Source organism: Streptomyces sp. NPDC058620, from assembly GCF_042717135.1.
Lineage (GTDB): Bacteria > Actinomycetota > Actinomycetes > Streptomycetales > Streptomycetaceae > Streptomyces.
This window is the reverse complement of sequence record NZ_JBHXQO010000030.1, coordinates 34,074-54,296: the sequence shown is the minus strand read 5'-3', so window position 1 is coordinate 54,296 and position 20,223 is coordinate 34,074. Positions and strand designations below refer to the sequence as shown.

19 protein-coding genes and 5 pseudogenes are annotated in these 20,223 nt (G+C 69.0%); 8 read left to right on the top strand and 16 right to left on the bottom strand.

Translation table 11 applies throughout. The features are described 5' to 3' along the window. Nucleotides 1-66: 66 nt before the first annotated feature. The 8 genes from ACFWSK_RS24545 to ACFWSK_RS24510 all read right to left on the bottom strand — a co-directional run bounded on the left by ACFWSK_RS24545 (nt 67) and on the right by ACFWSK_RS24510 (nt 7,523). Nucleotides 67-1,017 carry an ABC transporter permease gene (locus ACFWSK_RS24545; protein WP_383790000.1) on the bottom strand — a complete coding sequence of 317 codons (951 nt, stop codon included), beginning with the start codon at nt 1,015-1,017 and terminating at the stop codon, nt 67-69. Continuing rightward, a complete protein-coding gene (locus ACFWSK_RS24540) occupies nt 1,014-1,904 on the bottom strand; it encodes an ABC transporter ATP-binding protein (protein WP_383789997.1) in 891 nt (296 codons plus the stop codon). The genes ACFWSK_RS24545 and ACFWSK_RS24540 overlap by 4 nt, the downstream gene beginning before the upstream one ends. A 4-nt stretch (nt 1,905-1,908) precedes the next feature. After that, a complete protein-coding gene (locus ACFWSK_RS24535) occupies nt 1,909-2,979 on the bottom strand; it encodes an ABC transporter substrate-binding protein (RefSeq protein ID WP_383789995.1) in 1,071 nt (356 codons plus the stop codon). 278 nt (nt 2,980-3,257) lie between these two features. Then, on the bottom strand, nt 3,258-3,341 hold the full coding sequence (locus tag ACFWSK_RS24530; protein WP_383790108.1) for a putative leader peptide: 84 nt from the start codon (nt 3,339-3,341) through the stop codon (nt 3,258-3,260). Between the two features lie 219 nt (nt 3,342-3,560). Next, nucleotides 3,561-4,796 (bottom strand): acyl-CoA dehydrogenase family protein, encoded by a 1,236-nt coding sequence (locus ACFWSK_RS24525; RefSeq protein WP_383789993.1) that lies wholly within the window; start codon nt 4,794-4,796, stop codon nt 3,561-3,563. A gap of 13 nt (nt 4,797-4,809) precedes the next feature. After that, nucleotides 4,810-5,379 carry a winged helix-turn-helix domain-containing protein gene (locus tag ACFWSK_RS24520; RefSeq protein WP_383789990.1) on the bottom strand — a complete coding sequence of 190 codons (570 nt, stop codon included), beginning with the start codon at nt 5,377-5,379 and terminating at the stop codon, nt 4,810-4,812. 855 nt (nt 5,380-6,234) lie between these two features. Next, a complete protein-coding gene (locus ACFWSK_RS24515) occupies nt 6,235-6,663 on the bottom strand; it encodes a nucleoside deaminase (RefSeq protein ID WP_383789987.1) in 429 nt (142 codons plus the stop codon). Then, nucleotides 6,660-7,523: an LLM class flavin-dependent oxidoreductase gene (locus tag ACFWSK_RS24510; RefSeq protein ID WP_383789984.1), complete on the bottom strand. Its 864-nt coding sequence runs from the start codon at nt 7,521-7,523 to the stop codon at nt 6,660-6,662. The genes ACFWSK_RS24515 and ACFWSK_RS24510 overlap by 4 nt, the downstream gene beginning before the upstream one ends. A 94-nt stretch (nt 7,524-7,617) precedes the next feature. On the opposite strand from ACFWSK_RS24510, the gene ACFWSK_RS24505 reads away from it, so the two are divergent. Further along, the gene (locus ACFWSK_RS24505) at nt 7,618-8,091 is read left to right on the top strand and encodes an Lrp/AsnC family transcriptional regulator (RefSeq protein ID WP_383789981.1); all 474 of its coding nucleotides are present in this window, start codon (nt 7,618-7,620) and stop codon (nt 8,089-8,091) included. On the opposite strand, the pseudogene ACFWSK_RS24500 reads toward ACFWSK_RS24505, so the two are convergent. After that, nucleotides 8,030-8,445 (bottom strand): annotated as a pseudogene (locus ACFWSK_RS24500) (MBL fold metallo-hydrolase); the annotation flags it as partial. The gene ACFWSK_RS24505 and the pseudogene ACFWSK_RS24500 sit on opposite strands and share 62 nt — an antisense overlap. Before the next feature lie 428 nt (nt 8,446-8,873). After that, nucleotides 8,874-9,656 (bottom strand): hypothetical protein, encoded by a 783-nt coding sequence (locus ACFWSK_RS24495; protein WP_383789978.1) that lies wholly within the window; start codon nt 9,654-9,656, stop codon nt 8,874-8,876. On the opposite strand from ACFWSK_RS24495, the gene ACFWSK_RS24490 reads away from it, so the two are divergent. Then, nucleotides 9,648-10,304 (top strand): TetR/AcrR family transcriptional regulator, encoded by a 657-nt coding sequence (locus tag ACFWSK_RS24490; protein ID WP_383789975.1) that lies wholly within the window; start codon nt 9,648-9,650, stop codon nt 10,302-10,304. The two genes, ACFWSK_RS24495 and ACFWSK_RS24490, sit on opposite strands and share 9 nt — an antisense overlap. Here the strand turns inward: ACFWSK_RS24490 and ACFWSK_RS24485 are convergent. After that, a pseudogene (locus ACFWSK_RS24485) lies at nt 10,305-10,602 on the bottom strand (hypothetical protein); the annotation flags it as partial. It lies immediately after the preceding gene. Nucleotides 10,603-10,620: 18 nt separating this feature from the next. Continuing rightward, nucleotides 10,621-10,668: pseudogene (locus ACFWSK_RS24480) on the bottom strand (hypothetical protein); the annotation flags it as partial. A 324-nt stretch (nt 10,669-10,992) separates the two neighbouring features. Here ACFWSK_RS24480 and ACFWSK_RS24475 point away from each other — a divergent pair. The 4 genes and pseudogenes from ACFWSK_RS24475 (at nt 10,993) to ACFWSK_RS24460 (ending at nt 14,535) form a co-directional block, all read left to right on the top strand. Further along, entirely contained in the window at nt 10,993-13,143 is a 2,151-nt protein-coding gene (locus ACFWSK_RS24475) for an MMPL family transporter (protein ID WP_383789972.1), read from the top strand. A gap of 45 nt (nt 13,144-13,188) precedes the next feature. Beyond that, nucleotides 13,189-13,417, top strand: a pseudogene (locus ACFWSK_RS24470) (hypothetical protein); the annotation flags it as partial. 138 nt (nt 13,418-13,555) lie between these two features. Further along, the gene (locus tag ACFWSK_RS24465) at nt 13,556-14,353 is read left to right on the top strand and encodes a hypothetical protein (RefSeq protein WP_383789969.1); all 798 of its coding nucleotides are present in this window, start codon (nt 13,556-13,558) and stop codon (nt 14,351-14,353) included. Beyond that, entirely contained in the window at nt 14,350-14,535 is a 186-nt protein-coding gene (locus ACFWSK_RS24460) for a hypothetical protein (RefSeq protein ID WP_383789966.1), read from the top strand. The genes ACFWSK_RS24465 and ACFWSK_RS24460 overlap by 4 nt, the downstream gene beginning before the upstream one ends. A gap of 31 nt (nt 14,536-14,566) precedes the next feature. Here the strand turns inward: ACFWSK_RS24460 and ACFWSK_RS24455 are convergent, their stop codons facing one another. The 3 genes and pseudogenes from ACFWSK_RS24455 to ACFWSK_RS24445 form a co-directional block, all read right to left on the bottom strand. Further along, nucleotides 14,567-14,992 carry a hypothetical protein gene (locus ACFWSK_RS24455; protein WP_383790113.1) on the bottom strand — a complete coding sequence of 142 codons (426 nt, stop codon included), beginning with the start codon at nt 14,990-14,992 and terminating at the stop codon, nt 14,567-14,569. Nucleotides 14,993-15,002: 10 nt separating this feature from the next. Then, a pseudogene (locus ACFWSK_RS24450) lies at nt 15,003-15,695 on the bottom strand (ABC transporter ATP-binding protein); the annotation flags it as partial. A 267-nt stretch (nt 15,696-15,962) separates the two neighbouring features. Continuing rightward, nucleotides 15,963-16,454 carry a DUF6326 family protein gene (locus ACFWSK_RS24445; RefSeq protein ID WP_383789963.1) on the bottom strand — a complete coding sequence of 164 codons (492 nt, stop codon included), beginning with the start codon at nt 16,452-16,454 and terminating at the stop codon, nt 15,963-15,965. Nucleotides 16,455-16,616: 162 nt separating this feature from the next. Here ACFWSK_RS24445 and ACFWSK_RS24440 point away from each other — a divergent pair, with 162 nt between their 5' ends. Further along, nucleotides 16,617-17,756 carry a sensor histidine kinase gene (locus ACFWSK_RS24440; protein WP_383789960.1) on the top strand — a complete coding sequence of 380 codons (1,140 nt, stop codon included), beginning with the start codon at nt 16,617-16,619 and terminating at the stop codon, nt 17,754-17,756. Then, nucleotides 17,753-18,409, top strand: a complete 657-nt coding sequence (locus ACFWSK_RS24435) for a response regulator (RefSeq protein WP_383789957.1) — start codon at nt 17,753-17,755, stop codon at nt 18,407-18,409. The genes ACFWSK_RS24440 and ACFWSK_RS24435 overlap by 4 nt, the downstream gene beginning before the upstream one ends. 199 nt (nt 18,410-18,608) lie before the next feature. On the opposite strand, the gene ACFWSK_RS24430 is transcribed toward ACFWSK_RS24435, so the two are convergent. Then, nucleotides 18,609-19,862: an IS256 family transposase gene (locus ACFWSK_RS24430; protein ID WP_383789955.1), complete on the bottom strand. Its 1,254-nt coding sequence runs from the start codon at nt 19,860-19,862 to the stop codon at nt 18,609-18,611. Nucleotides 19,863-20,223 lie beyond the last annotated feature (361 nt).

Below are 20,223 nucleotides of genomic sequence, written 5' to 3'. Positions count from 1 at the left end.
TCCTCGGATCAAGGGCAGCGAGACGACCGGGAGAGGGAAGACACAGGGGATGAGAGGGCGGCTCAGTCAGCCGCCGACCGGTAGGCGCCAGGAACTGAGCCGCCGCTCGACGGCGACCAGGAGCTGGTTGAAGGTCACGCCGATGGCGGAGATCGTGATGATGCCCGCGTACATCTGCGGGATCGCGAAGTTGTACTGCGAGGCGTTGATCAGATAGCCGAGGCCCGCCTTGGCGCCGATCATCTCGGCGGCGACCAGCACCAGGATCGACACCGCTCCCGCCAGCCGGATGCCGGTGAACATCACCGGCACCGAGGAGGGCAGGATGACCTTCTGGAACAGCCGGGGTGCGGACAGGTCCATCGACTTCGCCAGCTTCAGCAGGGTCGGATCGACGTTGCGGACCGCGCTGATGGTGTTGAGCAGGATCGGCCAGGTGCACGCGTACACCACGATGGAGATCTTCGAGGTCTCGCCGATCCCCAGCAGCAGTACGAACACCGGCAGCAGGGCCAGCGCCGCGGTGTTGCGGAACACCTCAAGGAGCGGTCCGAGGAGGTCGGCGACCGGCCGGTACCAGCCGATCAGAAGGCCGAGCGGCACGGCGACGGCCACCGCGAGTCCGAATCCGCTGAACGAGCGGACCAGGCTGGCGACCGCGTTGTCGGCGAGCTGACCGTCGAGGGCCAGCCCCCACCAGGCACGGGCGACCTCGCTGAACGGCGGCAGGAAGATCCGGTCGACCAGGCCGAGTCGCGGTGCGGTCTCCCACAGCAGCAGCAGCGCTACGATCGCCGCGGACTTGGTCGCCCCCTTGGCCAGCAGGTGCGGCAGTCGGCGGACCGCCCGGCGCACCCGGGCCGCCGTGGCGGTGACATGGCGCACTCCCGTCGGTGGTGTGTCATATGGCGGGGACGCGGCAGACGTAGCGGAGGAAGGGGACAGGAGAGGCTCGGCGGGGCTCACCGGGCCCGGATCCGTGGTCTTCTCGGTGGCCGTGCTGGTTATGGGACTCATACGGAAGCCTCCTCCTTCTCCAACTTCTGGGCCTTGGCCACCTCGTCGTGCAGCAGCGACCAGAGCTCGTGCCGGTGTCGTGCGAACTCGGGACTGGAGCGGAGGTCGTCCGTCGCCGTACGGGAGTCGAAGGCAACCGGCACGATCTGCTTGATGCGGCCCGGCCTCGATGTCATGACGGCGACGCGCTGTCCCAGGTAGACTGCCTCGTCGATGCTGTGCGTGATGAAGACGACGGTCTTGCCGGTGCGCTGCCAGATGCGCAGCAGTTCGTCCTGCAGCGACTCCCGGGTCTGGGCGTCCAGCGCGGCGAACGGCTCGTCCATGAGCAGGACATCGGGGTCGTAGGCGAGGCTGCGGGCAATCGCCACCCGCTGTCGCATCCCGCCCGACAGCTCGTGCGGATGGCGCTCCTCGAACCCGGACAGACCAACCAGGTCCAGGAACTCCTTGGCCCGCGCTCCACGGTGACGTCGTGGGACACCGGTCGCCTCCAGGCCGAACTCGACATTGCCCTGAGCCGTGCGCCACGGCAGCAACGCGTACTGCTGGAACACGATGCCCCGGTCCAGGCCCGGGCCGGTGACGAGCTTTCCGTCCAACAGGATCCGTCCACCGGTGGCCTGGGTGAGGCCGCCGAGCAGATCCAGCAGTGTCGACTTTCCGCAGCCGCTGGGACCGACCAGGACGATGAACTCACCGGCCGCTATCTCCAGATCGATGTCGTCGAGGGCGGTGAACTGAGTCGTTTGCCGAGCCCCCGCGCGGTCCGTGCCCGCTCGGCCCTTCCCGGGCCGGCCCTTGACGGCGAAGTCCTTCCGCACGCGCTCGAACACGATCTTGGGTGTGGTGGATTCCTTCGTGGATTCCTTCGTGGATTCCGGCATGGGATCAGCTCCCGCTCGTCGAAGTGGAGGAGACCGCTGAGGAAGCCTCCGCACCGCCCTTGCCGGCGGCATTGAACTCATTGGTGTAGAGGTCGGACAGGGTGACTTGGCCCTTCTGGACGTCACCGCGGTCGGCCAGCCAGTCGATCCACAACTGGAGTTCCTTGCCGGTGATCCGGCCCGCCGTCTCGGCGACGCCGTAGGACCGCCAGTACTTCAGCGGGTCGGTGTCCTCATTGCGGCCGCGCTTCTTCACGATGTCCGTCATCCGGGAGATGACCTCTGCACGCGGAGTGGAACGGGACCACTCGATGGCCCGCCCCACGGCGGTGACGAAGATCCGGGCAGTGTCGGGGCTTTGCTTCAGGAAGCGGTCCGTCATCACGTACGTGCCGGCGCTGAACGCGCCGAGGAGTTGATAGTCGGTGAATAGCGGGCGGATACCCCCGGTGGCCAGGGCCTTGTCGCGCAGGATGCCGCCGAGCACAGCCACATCGATCTGCTTCTGACGTAGCGCCTGCTCGGTGTTGACCGGAGGCACCACGAGTGGCTCGACCTTGCCGATGTCCGCCCGGGACAGGCCGCCTCGCTGCAGATAGATGTCGAGCATGGCCTCCGAGTGGGCTCCGAGGGTGTTCATCCCGACCTTCTTGCCGACCAGGTCCCGGGCCGAGCGGATCGGGCCGTCGCTGAGGACGTAGAAGCCGTTGTAGGCGTATTTGTCGGCGCCGTAGTAGCTGATGACGGCCTTGATGGGGGCGTTGTTCGCGGCCAGTTTGACGACCGCGCCGTTGAAGGCTCCGCCGAAGTCGATCTGGCCCGTGGCCGCGGACTGGATGTCCTGCGGCCCGCTGATGGTGTTGCCGACCCACTTCAGCTTCACGTCCTCCAGATAGCCGAGATCCTCGGCCAGCTCCGGCAACGTGACCTGGCCGGCCCAGCCTTGGTACCGGAGCGTCCTGGTCTGGCCCTTGCCGGAGTTGGCTCCGATCGCGGTGGTCCCGCAGCTCACGGCCACCGCCGAAAGTCCGAGCAGAGAGAGGAACTGACGTCGGGTCGATGCCGTACTGGCCATGGAAAGGTCCTGTTCAAACGATTGGGGGGACTGAAGTGGAATCGGCGGACGTGCTTCCTGAAATGGCGAGAAGCGACGTCTGTAGGGGGTTCCTTGGCATGAGGAAGCCCCAGCCGAAAGCGTGCCTCGGCAGTTGAGCGCGGCAAGGCGGACACAGAATGGGGAAAGAGACCTCGGCAGGAATGCCTGCGAGAAATCAGTGATCTACGACAGAAGTGGCAGGGTCGTAGCAGCAGACTTAGAAATGGAGCGGGAGAGAGCAGCGCCCGTCAGCGGGTTCAGTGGCCGACGGCACAGATGGCGCTGGCCTGACGTCGCAGATCGACGTGCAGGCGCGCGGCGAGGTTCTCGAAGTTGCTCACAGCCAAGAGAGTTGCAGCGATATCTGGCCACGTCAACGCCGCGTGCGCCTATGTCTCATATCCTGAACAGCCCGACATGCAAGCGAAGTAAGGCGTTCACAATTGCCTTGATGTCAGGTTGCGTGGCGAATCCCGATCACGCCGAGTCCGGCCGGGAGATGCCGAGCCAATTCGTTATTCGGAGCAGTCCCCTTGTCGCAGATCCGGAGTTTCGGGTCCTCAAGGCCGGACAGGCAGGACGAACGGAGGGTGCGCACCGTTGAGGAAGTAGTCCCCGACGTCGCGGAGCCGGTGGGCGGCGGGCTCGTACAACGTGTGGGTCCTGGCATTGCGCCAGAAGCGGTCGAAGCCCAGACGCGAGGACGCGGAGCGGGAGCCGATGATGTCGAGGGCGCGGGAGGTGGACTCCTGCGCAGCCCTGGAAGCGGCGGCCTCGGCCATGGCCACGAGGACGGAGATCTCCGCGTACTCGTCGTAGGTGAGGTCTTCGCCGCGTGCCAGCCCGCCGTGCACGGCTTCCCGTGCTTGATCGGCGAGCGCGGACGCGGAGCGGGTCAGGACGGTGAGTTCGCCGTAGACGGTCAGCACCTGCGGGTCCTGGGGCGAGCCGTCCGGCCAGGCCGGGTGCCAGGGCGAGTGGCCCACCCGGCTGTACTCGCGGGCTTCGGCGAGCACTCCCTCAGCGATGCCGAGAAGGACCTGGACCGAGAGAAGCCGCCCGACCGGCGATGTCAGAGCAGCCAGGGGTGACAGAACGTCCTCGTCCGCGGACAGGGAGCCGAGTACGTCGTGGGAGGCGACCGGTACGGCGTCGAACTCCACGCTCCCGCCGGCCGCGAGCCGCTGGCCGAAGGTGTCGACGTCGCCGTCGATCCTCACGCCGTGCCGGGCGGAATGGACGACGACGGCGAGTGGTTCGCCGGTGTCGGCCAGCTCGGCTCGCACGGCGAGGTGGTCGGCGACCAGAATCCCGGTGGCGTAGCTCTGGCGACCGTCGAGCACATAGCCACCGGCCTTCCTGACCAGCGTCAGAGGCAGTTCCTGATGGGCGAAGCCACCACCCCAGCACCACTGCTCCGCCGCGGACTGCCGCTCGACCTGAGCGGCGAGGGCGGGCCCGGCGAAGAACCGGGCGCTCGACGACAGAAAGTAGTGACAGCCGAGCAGCTGACCGATCGCGCCGTCGGCGGCGGCGATCTCGCGGACGACCGCGTAGGCCGTGGGCCAGTCCGCGCCGCCTCCCCCGAGCTCGGCCGGTATGAGGAGGGTCAGCAGCCCCGCTTCACGCAGTCGGGCCACCTCGTCGAAGGGGGCCTTGCCCGCTTGCTCCCTGGTCACCGCGTCAGTGGCCAGGTCGTCAGCAGTTTCGCGGCCCACGCGCAGCCAGTGCGCGCGGCCGGGCCCGCTCCGGTCGGATTCCGGGGCGGGGCCGGACGGCGCAGTGGCAACGCCCATGGTGGTGGTCTCCTCAAGGACGGCGGCAAGGTGCGGTGTTGGTGCTCTCCTGCTGGTCGGGCACGTACGTGTAGCCCACGCGCCGTACGGTGACGATGCGGTGCCGGTGAGCCCTGCCCAGCTTGCGGCGCAGGCGCGCGATGTGGACGTCGACGGTGCGGCCGTCGCCGATGTGGTCGTAGCCCCAGATGTCGACCATCAGTTGTTCGCGCGAGTGCACCTGGTGAGGATGCCGAACGAGATGGGCCAGCAGCCCGAACTCCAGGTAAGTGAGATCGAGTTCGCGTCCGTTCAGTTCTGCGACATGTCGCGCGGGATCGATGCGGACGGCACCGCCTCCCGTCTGCTGCACGGGAGACGCGTCCGTATAGGTGACCGGTCGGATCTCCGGTCGCGTCACGTTCTTCGCGAAGATCTGGGCGGGATCGGTGCCCTCGGGGACGAGCACGAGGTAGCCGATGAGGGGAGAGGAACCGTTTCCCTCGTCGCCGAACCGCCAGGTGTCGCCCACGAGGCGGAGATGGCGCATGTCGGGGAGTGGCGAACCCGATGGAGTGGCCTGGGCCGGAAGTGCCGTGGTCATGGCGGTCGTCCTTCAGGAGTACGTCGCGCCATCAGGCGCACTGGTGGGTTTGCCGATCACCTGTGATGAGAGAAGGAGCGGAGCGGCACGCGCAACGTGTGAGCGGCGTGCCCTACACGCGACAGCAGGCGGCGCTGACGACGTGACCAAAGTCGACATGCCGACGACGAACGAGTCGCTGCTGTGTGTGGGCCATGTGCATCATCCTGCGCACCGCTGGGCGGGCCGTCAATGCTTTCCTAGTGAATCGATGGGAAATGTAGGGAACGCAACACGGCGGGGATCGTTGAGCGGCTGGTGCCGGACGAGTTGGGTTGCCCACTGCTTCGTTCGGCCCGTCGGGGGCGACGGCTCATCGGCGTTTCTCCGAGTGGACGAAGGCTCCTGGCTCGCCGGCTGCCGCCGTCGCCACCGACGCTACGAGCGTCTCCACGTGATCGTCCGACATCGGGTAATCACCGCTGGTCGAGAGGAACCCACGCTCGCCGAGGCCAATGAGGGCCCGCTGCACAGTCATGGCAGGAGACCTCGTACTCCACGTTCGTGAACCCCCGCGCCACGACTTCACTCCAGCCGACGACGCCCTCGAAGCTCAGTCCGTCTTCCAAAAGGTAGACATACTCGCCGCGATCGGCAGCCGTTCGAAGACGCTCTTTCGCGAGCGACTACAAGGTCGCCATCTCGGCCGCGCGCTTCACGCGGACATCGCCCGCCTCATGCGGCTCGGCGGCACCCGCCATGATCGCGCTCGCCGATATCAGCGCGCTCACCGCCTGATCCCGGCCGTCCGTGGATGCCGGCCGGGGGGCAAGTGCGTTTCACTCTGGAGGGGCCCGTCTCTCTCGTGCCCGACGGTCAGCGGTAGTACCCCTCGAACACGGCTCGCACCTCGTCGAGCAGCGCGGGGCCGTCCTTCGGCACGGGCGGTCGTCGGCTGCCTGGCCTGATGTCCAGGAGCTGTTCGCTCGACAGCGCGAACACCACCCGCCGCAGCCCCGCCCATTGGATGACCGCCTCGCACATCCCACACGGCTCGCAACTTGTGTACATCGTGGTGCCCGCCGCCGTGTCCGCGTCCAGCTCCCGCGCGGCCCACCTCGCCAGCTTCAGTTCCGGGTGCGCGGTGACGTCGTTGTCGGTGCGGGTCGTGTTGTGTTCCTCGGCCAGGACCGTCCCGTCCGGTCCCGCCAGCAGCGATCCGAACGGCGGGTTGCCGTTCGCTCGTGCCTTGGCCGCGAGCTCGATGGCCTGACGGAGGAGGACTTGGTCTTCTGGTGTGGTCATGACTGCTCCATTCTGGTGCCGGGCGCATGGAAGTGCGCGGCCACGGTGGCGAGGGCCTGCCAGGCCGCCTGCGGGTGGTGGGTCTCGCGGGGGTCGCCGTTGTACGTGTCGAGGACGACGGTCTCGGCGCCCAGCAGCCGCAGTTGGTCGAGGTCGTCCATGATCTGGTCGATGGTGCCCTCACCGGCGAGCCGGTCAGGTCCGCTGACCGGCTCCTTGGTGGGTTTGAGGGCGATCCGGGGGGCCAGGGCGGGGACGGGGAGGTGTTGCTCGTCCGCGTACGCCTTCAGTCTGACCGCGGCTTCGCGCAACCACGGCGAGGTGGGGCGCAGCGGGTGCCATGCGTCTCCGAGGCGTACGGCCCGGCGTAGTCCCGCGTCGCTGTTGCCGCCGACCCACACCGGGATCTCGCGGTCTCCGTATGAGGCGGTGTCTTTCCAGGCGGCCCGCATGTCCCGCAGGTGGTCGTCGGTCAGCCGTCCGCGCTGCTCGAACGGGATGCCGAGGGCGGCGAACTCCTGCCGTGCCCAGCCCACTCCCACGCCGAGGACCAGCCGGCCCCCGCTCAGTTCGTCCAGGTTGGCCGCCATCCGTGCGGTGAGCAGCGGGTGCCGGTAGGGAGCGATGAGGACCGTCGTGCCGAGCCGGATACGAGTGGTGAGGCCGGCGAGCCAGGACAAGGTGGTGAACGGCTCGTAGAAGGGTGCGGGATAGCGCTCGGCGACGTCGGGCGTGATGGCTACGTGGTCCGAGATCATCAGTAGGTCGAAGCCCAGGCCTTCCACGGTCCGAGCCCAGTTTCGCAGGACTCCCGGGTCGGTTCCGGGGCCGAAGTTGAGGACGTTGACGCCGATCTTCATGATGCCGAGCCTAGCCAGGCCGGAAGGGCCGACAGAAGGGATTCCTGCCTGTACTGGCGCGGTTCCTCCGTGGATCTACCGGTAATCTGGCCGGATGACCGAGAGTCTTGACGCGACGGACTGGGCGATCCTGGATGAAGTCCAGCGGGACGGACGGATCGCGTTCACGGAGCTGGCGCGGCGGGTGAACCTGAGCACCTCGGCGACGACGGAGCGGGTGCGACGCCTTGAGGCGGCCGGGGTGATCACGAGGTACCGGGCGGAGGTGGACCTGGAGCGGACCGGGTACCCGGTGATGGCGGTGGTCCGGCTCAAGTACCCGGGGCCGGGGACCCGGCATGAGCCGCTGCGCCGGCTGCTCGGGGAGCGCCCGGAGATCCTGGAGTGCCTGCGCACCACCGGAGACGACTGCTACGTCATGAAGGTGGCGACCACATCGATGGCACACCTGGAGGAGATCGTCGACGAGCTGGCCGAGTTCGGCAGCACTACCACCAACCTCGTCCTCAGCCGGACGCTCCCGCTCCGCGGTCCGCGAGCCCCTCGGCCAGCCAGCCGGCGTCGGTGAAGACGGCGACGAGTTCGTCTCGGCCCTCGGTGAAGTGGGCCCAGCTGTCGTAGTGGACGGGGGGCCACCCGGCGGGCGCCGAGTGCTTTGGCGGCGTCGGCGGCCTGCGCGCTGTCGAGGACGATCAGCGCGCCGCCGAAGAGCAGGGGAAAGCAGGGGCCCCGGCGAACAGGATGGCGGTGTCCACCGTGCCGAAGCGTTCGGCGATCTCCTTGACCAGGTCGAGCGTTGCGTTGTCGCCGCTGACGTAGACCTTGAGCAGGCCCTCCCGGTCAGAACGAAACCGACGACCTGGCCGGTGATCGGCTCGAGCTCCTCACGGGTCCCGGGGCCATGGCGCGCCTCCCGCGCCGTTGCCGACAAAGCATCATGAGTGGCACCGTATTGGAATGGTCGACAGATACTCGCGAGGGTAAGAGCGCGCCGCTCGCAGAATGTTCTGGTTCGGGATCGCACTCTTCCTCACAGGGTGTGCCGCGCTCACTGCTGCGAGGACGGGTTGGGCGACCGAGTGGGAGTGTGACCCGACCTGTCGGCCCACAGTGAGTACGGCACGGCAGACCATCAAAACGCTGGGCCTGGCGGCCGCCTGCTCAGGGCCGCTCCTTACGGCTGCGGCGTATCTGATGGCCGCTCTCCGCCGGCCATCGTCTCCGCCCGCGTCCGGGAGCACGGACGGTCGCTCCAGCAGCTCTGGACCTGAGCAGCACTAGTTAGGGCCTGTCTTCAGCCGCGATCAAGCAGTCGGGTGGTTGCCGTCACGGACGGCAGCCACCCGACCTTCACCCTCCTGCAACTGGGTCGGAGCTTGTGCGGATCCGGCTGCGGCCATACTTCACGAGCGCGTGAAAAGCGGCTTTGGGCTCCCAGGGCAGGCTCGGGTACGCGATTCCGGTGCGGCCGCCGTCGAGGACCTTGACCACGCCGAAGGACGCTTTGTCGAAGTCACGGTCGTCGTCGGCGCCCGCGTGCGGGAGGTCGTAGCGGGCGAAGGTGTTGACAAAGGCCGCGTCGATGGCGGACTCGTCGAGGGCGTCTATGAGTTCACGCAGGTAGTCGGCTTGTTCCTGTTCATCACGGGCCACGGGGCTGGTGAACCGCACCGGACGGGCGCGGTCGTCCCACGCGACGACGGCGTCTCCCCGGCCGCCGGCATCGGCGGCCCCTCGGTAGGTGGTACAGCCGAACTCCGTGACGGCGGCCGGCTTGCCGTGTGCGGTCAATGCCCGCAAACCCTCGGCGAGCCGGTCGGCGGTCTGCGCGTCTCGGTAGCCGGCGTCGGTGGCAACTATGTCGAACGGCGCCCAGTCCACACCCTCGAACGGAAGTGAGGCGTACCCGAACCGGGCGCGCACCGCAGCGACCGCCTTGCCGAGGAAAGCGTTGGCCTGGGCGGGGAGCCCGGGCAGTGCGGCCCGTGATTGCTGCGGGTTGGCGAGGACGGCGGCGCGTTCCTCATAGGTGTCGCCGGGGAGCATACCGATGGTGAAGAGGGAGATCTCCGAGCCGGTAAGGAAGACGACCTCAGCGCCTTCACGGCGCAGAGAGGACGGCCGGTGGCACAAGCCGGGAAGGAACTGCGGCAGACATCGGCGACGCGGCGACGCGGGGCCGAACTGGAGGAGGCCATCCTGCAAGCGGCTGCCGAGGTGCTGAAGGAGTCCGGCGCACCGGCCCTGACGATGGACGAGGTGGCCCGGCGGGCCGGGACGAACAAAAACACGCTGTACCGGCGCTGGCCCAACCGCGTCGCGCTCGGCGTCGCGGCGTACCGCCGGCTGGCCGCGACTGAGACTGTGCTGCCGGACACCGGCTCGCTGCGCGGCGACACCCTGGAGATGCTGCGGCGCGCGAACAGCACCTGGTCATCACCGTACGGGGAGATCCTGCGCGGCCTGATCGCGGCGGCCGGCAGCACTCCGGAGCTCCTGGCCGAACTGCGCGACCCGGCGGCGGAGAGCGCGCACGAGGCAGCCTGGCTGACCATGCTCGGCCGGGCGGCCGCCCGCGGAGACGCCGCGCCCGAGGCACTGCACCCGCGAGTCGCGTACGCGCCCATGGCGCTGCTGCGCAACGAGTACGTGATGCTCGGAGTCCCAACCGTGCCCGACGCCGTCCTCGCCGAGATCGTCGACGAGGTCTTCCTGCCCCTGGTCCATGGACGGGGCCCCCACGGCGGCACATCAGCCTTCCACGGCCCGCACCAGTCGTGATCACGTAGTGGGGCGGAGGCTGCGAAGCCAGATCTTCGCCCCGGGCAGGTGGAGCCCGGCAAGGTAGCTCTCGGGTGTCTTGCCGTAGCGCGTGGCCAGACCGCGCCACGCCTTGGGCGACCGACGGGGCCGCGGACCTTGATCTCGTCCAGGACCGGGATGAAGTGGGGGCTGTCGGCCGCCTGCCTCTCGGTCAGGACGAAGGAGAGAGCGGGCGGCAGTGGATATCGGAGGCGAGGTGGACCTTGCTGGTCAGGCCGCCGCGCGAGCGTCCCAACCGGACTGCCGTGAGGCGGACGTGCAGGACGGGCAGGCCGTCGTACTCGGTGTACGGGCCTGCGGCGCCGCGATCCTCGGTCGTCATCCAGTTCTCGTCTCCAACGTGCGGTCGGGCGGTACTCCGACATGGTGGCCCCTGCTGACGGCCGCGCGGCGGCCTCGCCCGCACACGCGGAGGGCGGTCAAGCTGGACCAAGACCTTCACCGACCCCCGCCTCATAGCCCAACCGGGGCCCGGGGCGGCGCGGACGGCATGTCGCGGGCCCGCCTGGCACAGCGCCACTTACTGTCTCCCGCACGGGCCGGGCCCGCGGGCGGCCGGGGCTTTTCGCTGCCGCGCGAGGGCGACGTCGACGGCCGCCGTCCCGAGGGCAGCCATGCCACTCATGACGAAGCGATGGGGAATGGTATGCCGGACGTACAGCGGCCTCGACGGAACGGCGTGGCCTGGCTGATCTGCGGCCCACGCACCAAATGGCTGGTCGTGGCCCTGTGGCTGATCGTCTTCGTCGTCGCGGCGCCCCTCGCCCAGAAGCTCACCGGCGCACAGGACAACGACGCCACCTCCTGGCTGCCGAGCAGCGCCGAGTCCACCCAGGTACTGGAGACCTCGAAGGGTTTCCGACCCGAGATCATCACGGCGATCGTCGTGTACGCCCGTGAGGACGGGCTGACCACGAAGGACCGCGCACAGATCGCCGCGGACACCCTGCAGCTGAAGACGCTGCGGGCGGACGGCGTCAGAGGCTGGGAGACCCGGGGCCCTGTCTACAACAGGACCATCCCGCCCCAGGCGGCCCAGGTCTTCGTTCCCGTCACCATGGACGAGGACGGGTGGGAGCGCATCGGGCCCGCCGTCGACTCCATCCGGGACGTCGTGGGCACCGGCGGCAACGGCCTCGCCGTCCACATCACCGGGCCCGGCGGTGTCACGGCCGACTCCGCCGACGCCTTCGAGGGCATCGACTCGACCCTGCTGTTCGCCGCGCTCGGCGTAGTGGTCGTGATGCTCCTGATCACCTACCGCAGCCCGACCCTGCTCATCCTGCCGGTGCTCGCGGCCGTCGCCGCGCTCTTCAGCGCGCAGGCCGTCATCTATCTGCTCGCGACGCACACCGGTCTGACCGTCAACGGCCAGAGCGCCGGCATCCTCACCGTGCTCGTCTTCGGCGCGGGCACCGACTACGCCCTGCTCCTGGTGGCCCGCTACCGCGAGGAGTTGCGCCGACACGAGAACCGTCACGAGGCCATGGCCCGGGCGCTGCACCGCGCCGGCCCCGCCATCCTGGCGAGCAGCGGGACCGTGGTGCTCGGCATGCTCGTCCTGCTGACCGCCGAGATGAACTCCACGAAGGGCCTGGGCCCCGTCGCCGCGATCGGCGTGGCCGTGGCCCTGGTCGCCATGATCACCCTCCTCCCGGCCCTTCTGGTCATCTTCGACCGCAGGGTTTTCTGGCCGGCCGTCCCCCACTTCGGTTCCGCCGAGCCCACCGAGCACGGCGTCTGGGCGCGGATGGGGGCGCGGATCGCGCACCGTCCCCGCGCGATCTGGGTGGCCACGGCGCTGGTGCTCGCCGCCCTGTCCCTGGGGCTGACGCAACTGCGTGCCGCGGGGCTGAGCAACGCCGACTCCTTCACCGACAAGCCGGACTCGATCGTCGGCCAGGAGGTCCAGGACCGCTACTTCCCGGCTGGAAGCGGCAACCCGCTAGTGATCATCGCCGACGCGGACCGCAACGCCCAGGTGCGCAGGGCGGTCGCGTCGACCCAGGGCGTGGTGCCCGGATCCATCGGCGTACCTCTCGGCTCGAAGCCGGTGCACGACGGTCAGGTGCTCTTCGAGGCGACGATGACCGACCCCGCGGACAGCGAGGCGGCCAAGGACACCGTGGAGCGCGTCCGGGACGCCGTGCATGCGGTGCCGGGCGCCGACGCGCAGGTGGGCGGTGGCACGGCGGCCCTGCTGGACATGGACACCGCCACGCGGCACGACAACATCCTGATCATCCCTCTGGTGCTGCTGGTGGTGCTGTGCGTCCTCGCACTGGTGCTGCGCGCGGTGGTGGCTCCCCTGCTGCTGATCGCGACGGTTGTGCTGTCCTTCGCCGCCGCGCTCGGCATCAGCGCGCTCTTCTTCCGGTACGTCTTCGACTACGCGGGCGAGTCGACGGACTTCCCGCTGTTCGTGTTCGTGTTCCTGGTGGCACTCGGGATCGACTACAACATCTTCCTCTCCACCCGTATCCGCGAGGAAGCCTTCCACCAGGGCACACGGGCCGGAGTGGTGACCGGTCTCGCGGCCACCGGGGCGGTGATCACCTCGGCGGGGCTCGTCCTGGCGGGCACCTTCGCGGCGCTCGGAACCCTGCCGATCGTGGGTCTCGCGGAGATCGGCTTCGCGGTGGCGCTTGGCGTGCTGCTGGACACCTTCGTCGTGCGGTCCATCCTCGTCACGTCCCTGTTCCTGGACATCGGTCCGAAGGTCTGGTGGCCGCACCGGCTCGCCCGCGAGGACGGCGCCGCGACGGCGAGGCCAGCGGCGTCGGCCACGGATTCCTAGTTCGCCGTCGCCCCTTGCGCCCGTAGGCCCCAGAGGATTCGCAGAGTGCCCGACGTCACCGACCCGTTCGTTGATCTCGTCCGGCGGCACAACGAGCCGGTGGTCGTACAGACGATCCGGTCGAAGTTCGCCGCAGTGATCGCCTACGTCGGTGGCCCTCATGCTGAGCAGCGAACCGGCTCCGCTCACCGCGTCGCCGCTGACCGCGCTGCTCGTCGTGCAGGACACCCTCTATTCCACGCTCACCACGAGCATGCGCAGGGTGGGCCACGTCTATCGCGAAGCGGTACACCACCGCGCCGGCGTCCGGAGGGCGAGCAGCCGCGTCGTCTCACCGGTAGGGCTGCCCCCTGCGGGGAAGTAGCCGGACGTTGCGGGGGCCGAGGCACGACTTGACGAGGCTGGCGTCGCCGTGTGGCTGGCCGATTGGAAGGTCAAGATCCCCGGGGCTTGGACGCCCCGGCGGGTGATGGCACTGGTCAACGGTCAGATGGCCGGCCGGATCGACTTCCTGGTCCATCCCGACGGGCAGGCCGCGTCTGTGTGGGGGCTGGAGGTGGAGCCGGAGTTCCAGCGCCGGAACTTCGCCTCGGTGATGATGGACGCGCTGAATTCAGCGCATCCGACGGCGTGGATCGATCACGGCGGCCGGCAGCCGGACGGCGTTCGGTGGTGGGACCGGTACACCGATCCCGCGCCGGAGCGGAACGTTCATAATCGACCCCCGGGGGAGTGGGCGCCGTACTTCGACGCCCTCCAGGTGGCCGCGCAGCGTAGGAAGAACGCGTACCAGAACGAACGCTTCGGCCTGGACGGGCACCGGGCGGCTGAGTATCGGTACGGGGAACGGCTGGAGCAGGAGGCGTTGGAATGGGCGCCTGCCTTCCGTGAGGCCGCCGCGCAGGGGCCCGACCCGGCCGTACAGGAACTGCACGGCGGGCTCCGGGTGGTGCTGCCGCCGCGGCTGCATCGGCTGGTACACGACGGGCGGCGCGACTGCGGTGAGCGGGCCGAGATGCTGCTCGAGCAGATTGGGCACTGCGCCCTTCCGTACGACGCTGGCTGGAACACCACGCAGCACGCTGCGTTCGAGGACATGGCTCAGGAGGAGGTACGCGATCCGGCCCTCGGGAAAGAGGTCACACACCTCGCGTTCCGGGTGTGGCTGCTATCCGGGCAGGACATTCCGCGGCACGACCTGCCCGGATGACCTGGCTGACATACCTTGACTCGCCGGGCATCGAGGTGGAGCTGACGAGCATGTCCTGGCGGTCCCCTCAGACGCCGTGGGTCACGCACAGGGCGGACTTCACCCCGCCGATCGGCGCCGCCATCGAGCCTGAGCGCTGGAGCAACTCCAGCCTGCGGTACACCGCTCGTTTCGACGAGTAATTGTCAAATCCTGTGGATCGGCTGAGCTCGTTCATGCCGCGAGGGTCTCGGGACGCTCGATAAGGTGGCCGCGTTCGAACCGGGCGCCGGCGCGGACCAGGGCGACGAGGTGGGGTGCGTTCACGACCGGGATGTCGTCGAGGGAATCGACCATGGCGTACACCTCGGCGGCCGTGACGAGGTTCGGCACCGGAGTGTTGTCGAGTTCGGCTTGCGCCGCCGCTCGAACCGCCTCGGCCTCGTTGATCACGTCGACCAGTGCTGCCGGGTCGATCCCCGCAGCGATCGCCGCTTGGAACCACCGGAGCTTGGCTTGAGCTTCGTCCCGTCGCTGCCGCGCCTGGTCATGGTCGCCGGTCTCCCGTGCACCACCCTGCGACTCGACCAGCGCCTGAACGGTCCGATCAAGGTTCTCCGGCGCGAACGCCGTCCCGATCCACGTGTTCAGCGCGTCCACCAACGGGTCCGCCGACGCGCGGGGAGCGCACCCGCACAGCGCCGCTGGCGACGGAGTCGATGACCTGTTGGACCGAGCCGGCGGCGATGATGTGACCGCGGCCGATCGCGAGGAGCTGGTCGGCGGTCTGGGACATCTCGCTCATCAGGTGCGAGGACAGGAACACGGTCCGTCCCTCGGCGGCCAGGTCGCGCACCAGCTGGCGAACCCACTGCACGCCCTCGGGGTCGAGCCCGTTGACCGGCTCGTCGAGGATGAGCGTTCGGGGGTCACCCAAGAGTGCGGCGGCGATGCCCAGGCGTTGGCTCATGCCGGGGGAGAACCCGCCGACGCGCTTGGTCGCGGCCCCCGCCAGGCCGGTCATCTCGATGACCTCGCTGACGCGGGAGGTCTTGATGTTGTGGGTGGCGGCCATCGTGCGCAGGTGCGAGCGGGTGCTGCGGCCGGGGTGCACGGCCTTGGCGTCGAGCAGGGCGCTGACCTCCCGCAGCGGGGAACGGTGCTGCCCGTAGGGCTTGCCGTTGACCGTGACGGTGCCCGAAGTCGGCCGGTCCAGTCCCGTGATCAACCGCATGGTCGTGGACTCGCCGGCACCGTTGGGACCGAGGAACCCGGTGACGGTGCCGGGCGCGATGGTGAAGCTGAGGGTGTGCACGGCGGTCTTGTCGCCGTAGCGCATGGTGAGCTGGTGTGCCTGGATCATGACCGGGGACCTACTGGGTGTTCGGTGGGGACTGGCGGACCTGATACGTCGGCTCGTCGTGGCGGGTGCCAGTGACGTTGCCGCGCTTGGGGTCGGTGTCGACGATGCGGTGGGCCTGTGTGCGCGTCCGATGACCTGACCTGCCGGTAGGGGCCTTGGAAGGCCCCTACGCGACGTCCCAGTGGTAGTTGGTGTCCCACCGCCAGGAGGCCCACACCGCGGCACCGAGGCAGATGGCTCCGAACAGGACGGGGACTGCTCTTGGGTTCACGCTTGCTGCTGGGCGCGAACGGTTTCACGGTCCGGGCTGGTCGCCATGGTCGCCGACGGTGTGGTGCGGGGCCAGGTCCAGGCGTACCGCAGGATGAGGGCGAGAACGATCACTTCCAGTGCGACGCCAAGGCCGTAGAAGTACGTCCAGGACTCGCCCACCGCGTTGAATGCCACGAAGGGGACCTGTACCGAGGCCACGATGAGGTTCGTGATGCGGTTCGCCCGGGCGGGCAGCGTCATCGACAGCACGACCATGAGGATCGGGATCGCCATGAGCGCGAGGAAGGCGGTCAACAACGTCTGGCTGATGTCGAACTCCCAGACGACGCCAACCTCGATGTCATCGATGACGCCGGGCTTGAAGAAGGCGAGAATGTCCACGTAGACGTACAGGAACATGAAGCTTGTCCACGCCGCGGCGAGCTTGGCTCTCACCGGGATCCGCGGGTCTTCCAGTGCGGTGGCGGTGGGTTGACGTGTTCTCATCGTAGGCTCCGTTGTTGTGGTGAGAATCGGTAGGTCCACGATCGCCGAGCCCGGCGGCGGGCACATCAGCGTCGAGGCCGGACCCGCCTCGGCCGTTGGGAGGAGCGGCTTCTCGTTCTTTCGGTCGGTCCCCGACGCCTCGGCGGTCCCTAGGCTGGGTGTGTGACTACCAACGCCCTGAGCTCGCTGTGGGCCGAGCCCCGCGCCACGGACGCTCCCGAACGGGTGTCGCGCGACTGGGTGCTGGTCGGGGTGTTGATGGTGACGGCGCTGCTCGAGGGAGTCCTCCGGGACGACGTCGCCTGGCGGCCGTTCGCGACGATCGTGGCGGTCGGACTTGCGCCGGTGCTGCTGTGGCGGCGTACCCACCCGTTGGCCTGTGTCGTGGTGGCCTTCGGCACCGTGATGGCGTTGGGACTGGCCAGCCTGCTGGGCGGGGCCCCGAGCGTGGGCCTCGACACGATGATCTACATCCTGGTGCTCGTCTACGCGCTGGCCCGCTGGGGCTCAGGGCGCGAGATCGTGATCGGCCTGGCGGTGGTGGCGGTCGCTGCGGGAATCGGTACGGTCGCTGACTACACCGGGCCGGCCGACGTCATCGGCGGGTTCGCCATCCTGGCGGCGGCGGCGGACGGAGCGGCGTTCCGCTACCGCGCCGAGAGCTGGCGCCGGGCGTTGGACCAGAGCCGCAGCGAGGAGCGGGTCGGCCTCGCGCGCGAGCTGCACGACATGGTCGCCCACCACGTCTCGGCGATCGCTGTGCAGGCGCAGGCGGGCCGGGCGATGGCCGGGCAGCGACCTGAAGCGGCGCTCGAGGCGCTGGCGGTCATCGAAGGGGAAGCGTCGCGGACACTCGCGGAGATGCGGGCGATGGTCCGGGTGCTGCGCGACGGAGCGCCGGCGGAGTACGCCCCCCAGCCCGGCATTGCCGACCTGGTGTCCCTCGCCCGACGCGCCCCGGTCCCGGTCGTCGACGTAGAGTTGCCAGATGACCTGGACGAACTTCCGCCCCAGGTCGACGCGGCGGTCTACCGGCTGGCGCAAGAGGCGCTGACCAACGCCCTGCGGCACGCCCGCAACGCCTCGCGTGTGGAGATCCGGGTCGTCGGGGGCGCGGGAAGGCTGCGACTACGCGTGACCGACGACGGACAGATCGACCCGGCACGGTCGGTGAACCACGGCTTCGGGCTGCTGGGGATGACCGAGCGCGTGCAGCTGCTCGGCGGCACGCTGCGTGCCGGGCCGGCGCCCGAGGGCGGGTGGACGGTCGACGCCGAACTGCCGACGAAAGTACGCCGATGACGGTGCGCGTGCTGGTGGCCGACGACCAAGATCTGGTGCGCACCGGCCTGTCGATGATCCTTGACGCGCAGCCCGACATCGAGGTCGTCGGCCAGGCCGCCGACGGCCACGCCGCCGTCGAGCTGGCGCATCGGCTCCGCCCCGACGTGTGCCTGGTCGACATCCAGATGCCCGGGCTTGACGGCATCGAGGTGACCGAGCTCCTCGCAGGGCGGGGCGTACCGGACCCGATCGCGGTAGTGGTGATCACGACATTCGACCTCGACGAGTACGTCCAGGGCGCGCTCCGGGCCGGCGCCCGAGGCTTTCTGCTCAAAGACGCCGGGCCGGCGCTGCTCGTCCAGGCCGTCCATGCCGCCGCCGTCGGCGATGCCCTGATCGCGCCGAACATCACCCGGCGGCTGCTAGCCACCCTCGCCGCCAGGGAACCGTCGAGCCGACGGACCCAACCGATCGAGCCGCTCACCGAACGCGAGGAGGAGGTACTGACGCTGGTCGCCCGTGGCCGCACGAACGCCGAGATCGCCGCCGAGCTATTCATCGGCTTGACGACCGCCAAGACCCACGTCGCCAGCCTGCTGACCAAAATCGGCGCCCGAAACAGGGTCGAGATCGCGATGTGGGCGTACGACACCGGCCGGGTCGGGAACTGAACCGAACCTGACGAGCATGCACGACGACTGGTTCCCGGCCGGGTGGCTGCAGGGCGGCGGCCTGCGCTTGACAGTCGTCCTTGGTATCGGCAGTGAGCTCAGGCGACGCACCTAGAGTCGACCAGCCACTGATCTGATGATCGGCGTTCCGCCGAAAGTGAGGAGTAATTGTCAAATCCTGTGGATCGGTTGAGTTCGTTCATGCCGCGAGGGTCTCGGGACGCTCGATAAGGTGGCCGCGCTCGAACCGGGCGCCGGCGCGGACCAGGGCGACGAGGTGGGGTGCGTTCACGGCCCGCCAGCGGGCCTGGGCGGACTCGACGAGCTTGAAGACCATCGCCAGGGCAGCCGCGCGGGAGCCCGCGCCCTTGGTGACCTTCGTCCGCAGCCGGACGGTCGCGAAGGTCGACTCGATCGGGTTCGTGGTCCGCAGGTGGATCCAGTGCTTGGCGGGGAAGTCGTAGAAGGCCAGCAGCTCGGCCTGGTCGTCGACGATCTTCCTGACCGCCCTGGGGAACTTCGCCCCGTACTGCCTGGCGAGCACGCTCACCGCGGCCTCGGCGTGCTCGCGGTCCTCGGCGTTGTAGATGTCCTGCAGGGCCTTCTTCGCGGCCGGCTGGGCGGACTTCGGGAGGCTGTCGAGGGCGTTGGCGGTTTTGTGCACCCAGCACCTCTGGTGGCGGGTTTCGGGGAAGACCTCGCTGAGCGCGTTCCAGAAGCCCAGCGCGCCGTCACCGACGGCGAGGACGGGGGCGCGCATGCCCCGGCGGGCGCAGTCCCGCAGCAGGCCGGCCCAGGACTCGGTCGATTCGCGGTAGCCGTCGCTCATCGCGATCAGTTCCTTGGTGCCGTCGGCCCGCACGCCCATCAGCACCAGGACGGACGCCTTGGTCTGGTCGAGGCGTATGCGCAGGTGGATGCCGTCGGCCCACACGTAGACGTAGTCGGTGGTGGACAGGTCGCGCTCGCTGAAGGCGGCGTGGTCGGCCTGCCACTGTTGCGTGAGCCGGGTGACGGTGGCCGGGGACAGGCCGGCGGAGGAGCCGAGGAACTGCTCCAGTGCGGGCACGAAGTCACCCGAGGACAGGCCGTGCAGGTAGAGCAGCGGCAGCACCTCGCTGATCTTCGGTGACTTGCGGCACCAGGGCGGCAGGATCGCCGAGGAGAATCGCCTGCGCTCCCCGGTGACTTCGTCGACGCGGCGGTCGTTGACGCGTGGGGCCCTGACCTCGACCACGCCGGCGGATGTGGTGACCTTCCGCGGCTGGTGGTGGCCGTTGCGGACCACCATGCGGTGCCCCTTCTCGTCCCGCTGACCGGCCAACTCGGCTATGTAGGCGTTGACCTCGGCCTCCAGCGCGGCGGCCAGCATCCGCCGCGCGCCCTCCCGGACGATCTCGTCGATCAGGGAGCCGTTTGGCGTGGTGCCGTCGGCGTTGACTACCGTGAGCACGGGCGTGCCTTCCCGACCGACGGTGCAACGTAGGCCTACTCGATGACCATCAATCGATCACTCGGGAAGGTACGCCTCCCGAGCCCGATCCACAGGTCTTGAGCATTGCTCCGTTTCGACGAGGGTGGCGAACTGCTGCCTGGCCAGGGCCCACGGCGGGCCGACGCCGGTCACCCGTACGCCGGGCGCGAGGCGGAGATCGCGGCGCTGGCCGCCAGGCTCACACATTCGATTCACAGGCGTACGCCCAGGCACTGCCACCGCCGACCATGCGTGAGGTGTCCGAGGTTCTGCCGGCACACCAGCAGAACCCCCCCGCAGCAGCAAAGCCCCTCATGGCAGCAGAGCCCCCGCCAGCGAT